Raw genomic sequence first — 700 nt, forward strand, 5'->3', positions numbered from 1 at the left:
TCTTATGGTGGTTATGCCGAGGGTGTTCACCTCTTCCCATTCCGAACAGAGAAGTTAAGCCCCTCATGGCCGATGGTACTGCAATATCATGCGGGAGAGTAGGTAGCTGCCATACTTATTAAGAGAAAAGTCCTGGTGACATACCAGGACTTTTTCTTTTCTTTCTCTCTATGTTTAAGAAAAGGGGATCATTCCAGATCTGTCGGAAAATACACTCAACAATAAGGTTGAATACAAATTGAAATTGACTTAAATAGTTTTTGCTGCGAATAATAAAGATTCTATCTTTGCTGTCCGCCTCAAAAATATGTAGTTCTTTGCGAAATAAGGGTTTGATTATCGAAGATATTAATAGCACTTTCCCAATAGATAAGTCATTGATAATAAGATAATTAAAGATGTAAAATACTTTAAAAAAGTTTTGGTGATTAAATAAAAGATTATTACCTTTGCAACCCCAACGCAAACGACGCGAAATACAAGCAAAAGTTCTTCTGAAAAATAATTAAAGATGTTTGACTAAAGAGTCACAGAGATCGGATCTCAGACATCAGCAATGGTCATATAAGATGATCAAAAGTTCTTTGAAAGATTGGAAACAACAGCACGAATCTAAGTAGTGATGCTTAGGTTCAAACAGGTAATGTACAGCTAAACATAATTAATAAAGATCCGATTGATTTCGAGAGAAATTAGTCAG

General features: G+C 35.0%; 1 rRNA gene. It reads left to right on the forward strand.

Going from position 1 to position 700, the window contains the following annotated elements:
- Nucleotides 1-3 precede the first annotated feature (3 nt).
- Nucleotides 4-115: ribosomal RNA gene (gene rrf, locus ACLHR0_RS31635) — 5S ribosomal RNA — on the forward strand.
- Nucleotides 116-700 lie beyond the last annotated feature (585 nt).

Origin of the sequence: Chitinophaga sp. ARDCPP14 (assembly GCF_051362515.1) — a bacterium.
Taxonomy (GTDB): domain Bacteria; phylum Bacteroidota; class Bacteroidia; order Chitinophagales; family Chitinophagaceae; genus Chitinophaga.